Below are 8,250 nucleotides of genomic sequence, written 5' to 3'. Positions count from 1 at the left end.
CCAGAGCGCGGTGTCGTGCATTACGAGGTCGAGCTGCACGTCGTACCGGCGTGCGCCGTCGGCGGCGGCATGCGATTCGATCGCGAGATGGCACCCGCCGATCAGCGCGCGAAACCGTTCGAGCCGCACCAGCTGCGCGCCGGCCTCGGCTTCGACCGCGGCCGAACCCGCGAATCCGTGGCAGGCGATCTGCATGCCCACGCCCATGTCGTGTCTCCTGACGGGGCCGCCCGCTCGTCGACCGCCTTGCCTGTGCCGCCCGCACCGAAAGGCGGCGGCACGCGTTGCCCGTGGCGCGGCGCGATTTCTTCGATCGCTGCCCGGCCGATAGTCTGCCCGCGCCTTCGTGGGCGCGGGGCCGTTCATACGTTGAAGGTCTGCGACGTCTTCATCTCGATCCACGTCATGCCGGCCCTCAGCCCTTCGATCATCGCCTCGCGCTCGGTCGGATACGCATGGCTGTGCTCGAACGTGTGATGAAAGCGCGCGGCGCCGGCGCCGTGCTCGACCGACACGCGACAGCGGAATTCGCCCGATTCGCACGGACGCGTCTCGACTTCGACGGACCAGTCGCGTTCGTGAATGTTGCCCTGCAGTGTCATGCGCCCTCCTGCGGTATCCGTCTCAGAGCCGGAAGTGGCCGCTGTGCAGCAGCACCGGCCGGCCGCCGATTTCCTCGAGCATCCGTCGCGCCATCGCCTCGATCGCCGACCGGTGCGCGTCGAACGCGGCCAGCAGGTCGCGTTCGAGCAGCGACGGTGCGCCGAAATGATCTTCCAGTGCCTCGGCCGTGACCGCGCACTGTACGCAACGCCCGTCGACCAGTGCCGAAAACGCCACGACCAGGTCGCGTGCGCAATATTCGGGTGGTTCCGGCGGGAAGGCAATCTGCATCTGTCCGCCTGTCATCGTCGTGATGGCTCCATGACAAGAGCATAGTGGCGCGCGCGCCCGCACGCTTGACCCACGTCAACCGGTTCGCTGCGCCGCACGATAACGGCGCGGCAGCGTGCCGGCGCCGCTGCGCGACGCCGCTTCGAACTGCTTTCAGCCCGCGTCGGGCTCGATCGCCGCGCCGCGCTCCGCGAGCAGCTCGCGCAGCACGCTACGGTGACAATGGCGTTCATCGTCGCAGTAGCAGCCGATCGAGAACGCGGTGGTCGCCGACAGCGCCGCCAGCAGGTCCAGCACCTTCGGCGCATCGCCATGCGCCATCTCCGCGCGGAAGTGACGCCGGAACGCGTTCCATTCGGCATCGGTTTCGGCAGCCTGCGCCTGTGCGACGAGTTCCGGGCTCGGCGATAGCGTCGGCAGCCATACATCATAGTAGTTGCGCGACGCGAATTCCGCCTTCGGAACGCCACGCGGCGGCCGCCGCACCGTTCCGATCCGCAGGCCCTCGCCGGCCGCGCGCGGTGTGCCGAGCTGGATGATCCGGATGCCCATGTCGCTCCTTTCGAAATGCGTTGGATGCCGTGATCGTACCCCCGCACGTGCGCCGGCGTCAGCCGGGTGGCGCACATTGCGGCCGCCCAGCAAAAAACCGGCTGCCCCCTTGCGGGAGACAGCCGGTTCGGCCAGCCGCGTTGCGCGCCGGAGCGCGCCGCGCTCAGACGCCGCTCTTCAGCACCTTGCCAATGGCATCCGCGACGATGGCGACGTTCGAGTCGTTCAGCCCCGCGACGCACATCCGGCCTGAACGCAGGACGTACACGCCGTGCACTTCGCGCAGCGCGTCGACCTGCGATTCGGTCAGGCCCGTGTACGTGAACATCCCGCGCTGCTTCACGTAGCGCGTGAGTGCCTCGCCGCTGACGTGGTCGCGCAGGCCGTCATGGATCGACTGGCGCATCCGCGCGATGCGGCGGCACATCGCCGCCAGTTCCTCTTCCCACTGCTTGCGCAGCGCGGGCGTGCCGAGCACGGCCGCGACGACTTTCGCGCCGTAGGTTTGCGGGTTGCTGTAGTTCGAGCGCACGGCGCCGGCCAGCTGGCCGAGCACGCGGTCGGCCGCGGCGGCATCTTCGCAGACGACGCTCAGGCCGCCCACGCGCTCGCCGTACAGCGAGAAGTTCTTCGAGAACGAGTTCGCCACCAGCGCCGGCACGCCGCGGCGAGCCAGTTCGCGCACCGCGAACGCGTCCGCGTCGAGGCCCGCGCCGAAGCCCTGGTACGCCATGTCGACGAACGGCAGCAGCCCGCGCGCCTCGATCACGTCGATCAGCTTCTCCCACTGGCCTTCGTCGAGGTCGACACCGGTCGGGTTATGGCAGCACGCGTGCAGCAGCACGATGCTGCGCGCCGGCAGCGCGTCGATCGCCGCGAGCATCGCGTCGAACTTCAGGCCGCCCGTCGCTTCGTCGTAGTACGGGTACGTGTTCACCGTGAAGCCGGCGCGCTCGAAGATGAAGCGGTGGTTTTCCCAGCTCGGGTCGCTGAGCCATACCTGCGAATCCGGGAAATAGCGCTTCAGGAAATCGGCGCCCACCTTCAGGGCGCCGGAGCCGCCGAGCGTCTGCAGCGTCGCGATGCGGCCGGCCGCGCGGGCCGGGTGATCGACGCCGAACACGAGCGCCTGCACGGCGTCGCGATACGCGGCCAGGCCGACCATCGGCAGGTACGGCTTCGCGCCGCTGTCGCGCTGCAGCGCGGTTTCGGCTTCGCGCACGGCGCCCATCACCGGAATCCGGCCTTCGGCGTCGAAGTAGATGCCGATGCTCAGGTTGACCTTCTGGTCGCGCGGATCTTTCTGGAAGTTCTCGTTGAGCGTCAGGATCGGATCGCCCGGGTACGCGTCGATGTGTTCGAACATGGCTATGTCGGTCTCGTTTGGAAGAATGGTCGGTCGTGGCCTGTATCAGCGTGCGGATGCGCTGTCGTGCACCGCATAGCCTGCATTCTTCTGACGGAAGCGATACCCGACCGCGAGCACCGCGAGCCATACCGGGATCAGGTACACCGACAGGCGGAGATCCGGCGTCAGGTACATCACGACGAGAATGCCGGCCATGAATGCCAGGCACAGGTAATTCGTGAAAGGATAGCCCAGACTGCGGAAGGAAGTCTCCTCCCCGGCTGCACGCTTGGCCTGGCGGAACTTCAGGTGGATCAGCGTGATCATCGCCCAGTTGATGATCAGCGCCGACACGACGAGGCCCATCAGCACCTCGAACGCCTTGCCCGGCATGAAGTAGTTGACCAGCACGCACACGCCGGTCGCGAGCGCCGACGCGCCGAGCGCGGCGAGCGGAATGCCGCGCTTGTTCACCGAGCACAGCACCTTCGGCGCGTTGCCCTGCTTCGCGAGGCCGAACAGCATCCGGCTGTTGCTGTACACGCCGCTGTTGTAGACGGACAGCGCGGCCGTCAGCACGACCACGTTCAGCACGTTGGCCACCAGGTTGCTGCTCAGCGCGTGGAAGATCAGCACGAACGGGCTGCCGCCGGTGACGACCTTTTCCCACGGATACAGCGACAGCAGCACGGCGAGCGCGCCGATGTAGAAAATCAGGATTCGGTAGATCACCTGGTTGGTCGCGCGCGGAATGCTGCGCTTCGGATCGTCGGCTTCGGCCGCGGTGATGCCGATCAGCTCCAGCCCGCCGAACGAGAACATGATCGCGGCCATCGACATCACGAGCCCCGACACGCCGTTCGGGAAGAAGCCGCCGTGCTGCCACAGGTTCCGGACACTCGCCTCCGGCCCCGCATGGCCGCTCGCGAGCAGCCAGCCGCCGAAGCCGATCATCCCGACGATCGCGGCGACCTTGATGATCGAGAACCAGAATTCCGTCTCGCCGTACGACTTCACGCTGGCCAGGTTGAGCAGGTTGATCGCGACGAAGAAGACCAGCGCCGACACCCAGGTCGGCACGCCGGGCCACCAGTACTGCACGTAGATCCCGACGGCCGACAGCTCGGCCATGCTGACGAGGATGTACAGCACCCAGTAGTTCCAGCCGGACAGGAAGCCGGTGAAGTGGCCGACGTACCTGTTGGCGAAGTAGCTGAACGAGCCGGCGACGGGCTCGTCGACGACCATCTCGCCGAGCTGGCGCATGATGAAGAACGCAATGATGCCGGCCACCCCGTAGCCGAGCAGCACGGACGGGCCCGCCATCTTGATCGTCTGCGCGATGCCGAGGAACAGCCCCGTGCCGAGCGCGCCGCCGAGCGCAATCAGCTGGATGTGCCGGTTCTTCAGCCCGCGCTTCAGGCCGTCGCTCTCGTTTCCAGAAACCATGTCTTCTCCACTCTGTCCGCCCCCGCCTGCAGCAGGGTGCGGCGCGCCTCGGTGTGCCGGGCGCTGTTTTGCTGTGCCGGGGCCGTTCGTGGAGCCGCCGGGTTGGGGACTGCAATCTTCGCGTGGCGGCGCCCGATTCGCGTCGGCGTGCCTGCCAGACCGGCCGCCGACTGTCGCCGCGCCCGCATTGCTGCGTTCGCACACGAAAATCCGGCGTCAGTTTAGCGTCGCGACGGCGAAATCGGGTTTCGTAACCCGTTCATGCAAACCCTACATTATGAGATAAGATTGCATCCAGGAGACAGATGAGGAAACAAAAATGCATGAACCGGTTCTGGATCGCCTCGATCGCCACTTGCTGTCGATCCTGCAGGAGAACGGCCGCGCGTCGAACCTCGACCTGGCGAAGGCCGTCGGCCTCTCGCCCGCGCAGACGCTGCGCCGCCACCGGCGGCTGGAGGAAATCGGCGCGATCCGCCGATATGAAACCCGGCTGTGCCCCGACACGCTCGGTTTCGGCGTCACCGCTTTCGTGCACGTGACGATGGAGCGCGGGCATATCCGCGACCTGTCGAAGTTCCAGAAACTGGTGTCCGATCTCGCGCAGATCCAGGAGTGCTTCTCGGTGACGGGCGACATCGACTATGTGTTGAAGGTCGTCGCGCACGATCTGAAAGGCTTGTCGCGGTTCCTGCTCGAGACGCTGATGCGTATTCCCGGCGTGAGCGGCGTGCATTCGAGCGTGTGCCTCGACGAGATCAAGTGCACGAGTGCGATGCCGGTCGAGGCCTGATGTGGCGGGCCGCGGGCCAGGCCGGCCCGTTTATTTCACCACTTCAAACGCACTGATCAGCAACGCCCCCGCCGCGATCACCACGCAACCGGCCGCCCGGCGCGGCGTCAGCCGCTCGCCGAGATACACGCGCGCAATCAGCGCCGCGAACACCACGCTCGTTTCGCGCAACGCCGAGACCGGCCCCATCGGCGCGCGATCCATCGCCCAGATCACGATGCCGTACGCGAGCGCCGCGAACACGCCGCCGCACGCCGCCTTCGCCGTTTCGCCGACATCCTGCGTCAGCCGCAGCGGCCCCGCCCGCAGCCGGTAGTACGCGGCCATCATCGCGCCCGTCAGCACGAACATCCACGCGGTATAGCCGACCGTGTTGCCGCTCTCCCGCACGCCGATCCCGTCGACCACGCTGTAGGCCGCGATCGATACGCCGGTCGCAAACGCGGTCGGCAGCACCTGCATCATCCGGTGCTTCGCGCCGCGCCCGCGCTCCAGGCCGATCGCCAGGATGCCCGCGCAGATCAGCACGAGCCCGCATTGCGCGCCGACATTCAGGTGCTCGCCCGCGAACGCCGCCGCGCCGAGCGTGACGAGCAGCGGCGCGGTGCCGCGCGCGACCGGATACGCGACGGTCAGGTCGCCGTGCTCGTACGCGCGCACCAGCAGCAGCGTATAGACGACGTGCAGCACGGCCGACGCGACGACGTACGCCCAGCTCGCCGCCGAGATCGGCGCTGCAGCCGGCAGGAACAGCAGCGCGAACAGCCCGATCGCGATCTGCAGCACGGTGGCCGATCGCAGCCGGTCGCCGCTGCTGCGGACCAGCGCATTCCATGACGCGTGGAGGAACGCCGCGCACAGAACGGCAAACAGAACGGGGATCGGCACGCTGAATACTCGCTGACGGTCGGCCACGCGAAATCGTCGCCGCAGGGCGTTCATCGTATGAATCCGTCATCCGATTGTCAAAAAACGGGCGCGGCACGGCACCGTGCGCGACCGGGTCGATGACGCCCTTTCGCCCGCCCCGCGCGGCATCCGTGGCAGCGGGCTCACGCGGCGCGACATGTGACGCGAAGGTGGCATGCGGTCCGCCCCTTTCCGTTCACTTTCGCCTCGCGTTCCTCCGTAATGAAATCGATACCGCAACGCAATCGCGGCGAAACCACTCCGTCCCCATATCTTCATACGGGACTGTTCCAATGCGTGTGCTCTCTCACGAGCTCCGCGCCGAACCGACACGGCGACGGGGCCGCTCTCCACCATCGAAGACCTTACCTGGAGTTTCCCGATGTTCCGTCAAGCCTTGCTCGTCACTGCCTGCGCAGCCGCAGCGCTGGCGCTGTTCGCCTGCGGCGGCAGCGACGACCCCACGTCGACGCCCGCCGTGTCGTCGCAGGATGCGCTGCAGACCGCCACGCCGATCAAGCACGTCGTCGTGATCTACGGTGAAAACATCTCGTTCGACCACTACTTCGGCACCTACCCGAACGCGACGAACCCGTCGGGCGAACCGGCGTTCACCGCCAAGTCCGGCACGCCGACGCCCAACGGCCTGACGGGCACGCTGCTCACCGCGAACCCGAACTTCACGAACACGGCCAACGGCACCGACGCGGCGAACCCGTTCCGCCTCGACCGCACGCAGGCCGCGACCGCCGACCAGAACCACGCGTACACGGCCGAGCAGCAGGCCGAGGACAACGGCCTCGCCGACCTGTTCCCGAAATACACCGGCAAGGGCTCCTCCGGCGGCGCCGGCGCGTTCGGCACGAAGGGCCAGGTGATGGGCTACTTCGACGGCAACACCGTGACGGCACTGTGGAACTACGCGCAGCGCTTCGCGATGAGCGACAACATGTACACGACGTCGTACGGCCCGTCGACGCCGGGCGCGCTGAACGTCGTGTCGGGCCAGACCAACGGGATGCAGATCGTCAAGTCGTCGGCGCAACCGTCGACGCTCGCGAAGAGCTCGTACTACATCAATGACGGCCAGGGCGGCTTCACGATGATCAACGACGTCGACCCGGGCTACGACGTGTGCTCGAGCACGACCGACCAGGCACTGATGACGGGCAAGAACATCGGCGACCTGCTGAACGGCGCGAAGATCACGTGGGGCGGCTTCATGGGCGGCTTCAACCTGTCGACGACGAACGGCAACGGCACGACGGGCTGCAGCCGCAGCACGGTCGCCACCGCCGTGAACGCCGCGACGTCCGACTACATCCCGCACCACAACTGGTTCCAGTACTACGCGTCGACCGCGAACCCGCAGCACACGCGCCCGAGCTCGGTGGCCGCGATCGGTTCTAGCCTCCAGACGGACGGCAAGACCGCCGAACCGGCGAACCACCAGTACGACACGGACGACTTCTTCGCCGCCGTGAAGGCCGGCAACTTCCCGTCGGTCAGCTACCTGAAGGCCCCGGCCGCACAGGACGCGCACGCAGGCTACTCGGATCCGCTCGACGAACAGGCGTTCGTGACGAAGGTCGTCAACTTCCTGCAGCAGCAGCCGGACTGGCAGAACACGGCCGTGATCGTCACCTATGACGACTCGGACGGCTGGTACGACCACGTGTACACGGCGCCGACGCGCGCGTCGTCGGACCCGGTCGACCAGGTCAACGGCAGCGGCAAGTGCGGCACGGGCGGCACCACCGGCGTGAACGGCGCGACCGTGAATGGCCGCTGCGGCCCGGGCGTGCGCATTCCGCTGATCGTGATCTCGCCGTATGCGAAGCAGAATTACGTCGACCACACGATGATCGACCAGTCGTCCGTCGTGCGCTTCATCGAGGACAACTGGCTCGGCGGCCAGCGCATCGGCGGCGGTTCGTTCGATGCGACGGCGGGCGACCTGCGCGCGCTGTTCGACTTCACGTCGAAGCCGAACACGACGCCGCTGTATCTCGACCCGACGCTCGGCACCGCCTTGAGCGCGGCACCGGCAATCTGACCGGTACTTCGTGACCGCATGGCCGGCGCAGCACGCGCCGGCCGTTTCCGTTTAACGCGCCGCTTCGTGCGGCGCCCGATTTCCGACCGACAGCATGACAGCTCGCCCTGCGTTCCCGTCTCCCGACACCACCGGCCCCCGCGCGTCGCGCACGCCGTCCCGCCTCCTGCGCCGCGCGGCGTTCGTGATCGGCGCCGCCGTCCTCGGCTATGGCGCGTTCGCGATCGCGTTCCCCGCGCAGGTGCCCGC

General features: G+C 67.3%; 8 protein-coding genes and 2 pseudogenes. 3 read left to right on the top strand and 7 right to left on the bottom strand.

What is annotated here, in order from left to right:
- From G3N99_RS30160 to G3N99_RS30135, 6 genes and pseudogenes are all read right to left on the bottom strand, one after another.
- Window positions 1-207 (bottom strand): annotated as a pseudogene (locus G3N99_RS30160) (metal ABC transporter ATPase); the annotation flags it as partial.
- 155 nt (window positions 208-362) lie between these two features.
- Entirely contained in the window at window positions 363-602 is a 240-nt protein-coding gene (locus tag G3N99_RS30155) for a hypothetical protein (protein WP_011355269.1), read from the bottom strand.
- 22 nt (window positions 603-624) lie between these two features.
- Window positions 625-909 carry a DUF1488 domain-containing protein gene (locus tag G3N99_RS30150; protein WP_042974849.1) on the bottom strand — a complete coding sequence of 95 codons (285 nt, stop codon included), beginning with the start codon at window positions 907-909 and terminating at the stop codon, window positions 625-627.
- Between the two features lie 138 nt (window positions 910-1,047).
- A complete protein-coding gene (locus tag G3N99_RS30145; protein WP_011355271.1) occupies window positions 1,048-1,446 on the bottom strand; it encodes a DUF488 family protein in 399 nt (132 codons plus the stop codon).
- 163 nt (window positions 1,447-1,609) lie between these two features.
- Complete coding sequence (locus G3N99_RS30140; RefSeq protein ID WP_206124195.1) at window positions 1,610-2,812, bottom strand: amino acid aminotransferase; 1,203 nt, start codon at window positions 2,810-2,812, stop codon at window positions 1,610-1,612.
- Between the two features lie 45 nt (window positions 2,813-2,857).
- A complete protein-coding gene (locus G3N99_RS30135) occupies window positions 2,858-4,243 on the bottom strand; it encodes an amino acid permease (protein ID WP_206124194.1) in 1,386 nt (461 codons plus the stop codon).
- A gap of 319 nt (window positions 4,244-4,562) precedes the next feature.
- Between G3N99_RS30135 and G3N99_RS30130 the strand changes: the two genes are divergently transcribed.
- Window positions 4,563-5,036 (top strand): Lrp/AsnC family transcriptional regulator, encoded by a 474-nt coding sequence (locus tag G3N99_RS30130; protein ID WP_011355274.1) that lies wholly within the window; start codon window positions 4,563-4,565, stop codon window positions 5,034-5,036.
- 30 nt (window positions 5,037-5,066) lie between these two features.
- Here the strand turns inward: G3N99_RS30130 and G3N99_RS30125 are convergent, their stop codons facing one another.
- On the bottom strand, window positions 5,067-5,978 hold the full coding sequence (locus G3N99_RS30125) for an EamA family transporter (protein ID WP_174935372.1): 912 nt from the start codon (window positions 5,976-5,978) through the stop codon (window positions 5,067-5,069).
- Between the two features lie 349 nt (window positions 5,979-6,327).
- On the opposite strand from G3N99_RS30125, the gene G3N99_RS30120 reads away from it, so the two are divergent.
- Window positions 6,328-8,001, top strand: a complete 1,674-nt coding sequence (locus G3N99_RS30120) for an alkaline phosphatase family protein (protein WP_174935374.1) — start codon at window positions 6,328-6,330, stop codon at window positions 7,999-8,001.
- Between the two features lie 94 nt (window positions 8,002-8,095).
- Window positions 8,096-8,250: pseudogene (locus G3N99_RS42610) on the top strand (cytochrome-c peroxidase); the annotation flags it as partial.

The organism is Burkholderia sp. Ac-20392 (genome assembly GCF_017104585.1).
Classification (GTDB): domain Bacteria; phylum Pseudomonadota; class Gammaproteobacteria; order Burkholderiales; family Burkholderiaceae; genus Burkholderia; species Burkholderia lata.
The sequence above is the reverse complement of the archived record's forward strand: the minus strand, read 5'-3'. Positions and strand labels throughout refer to the sequence as shown.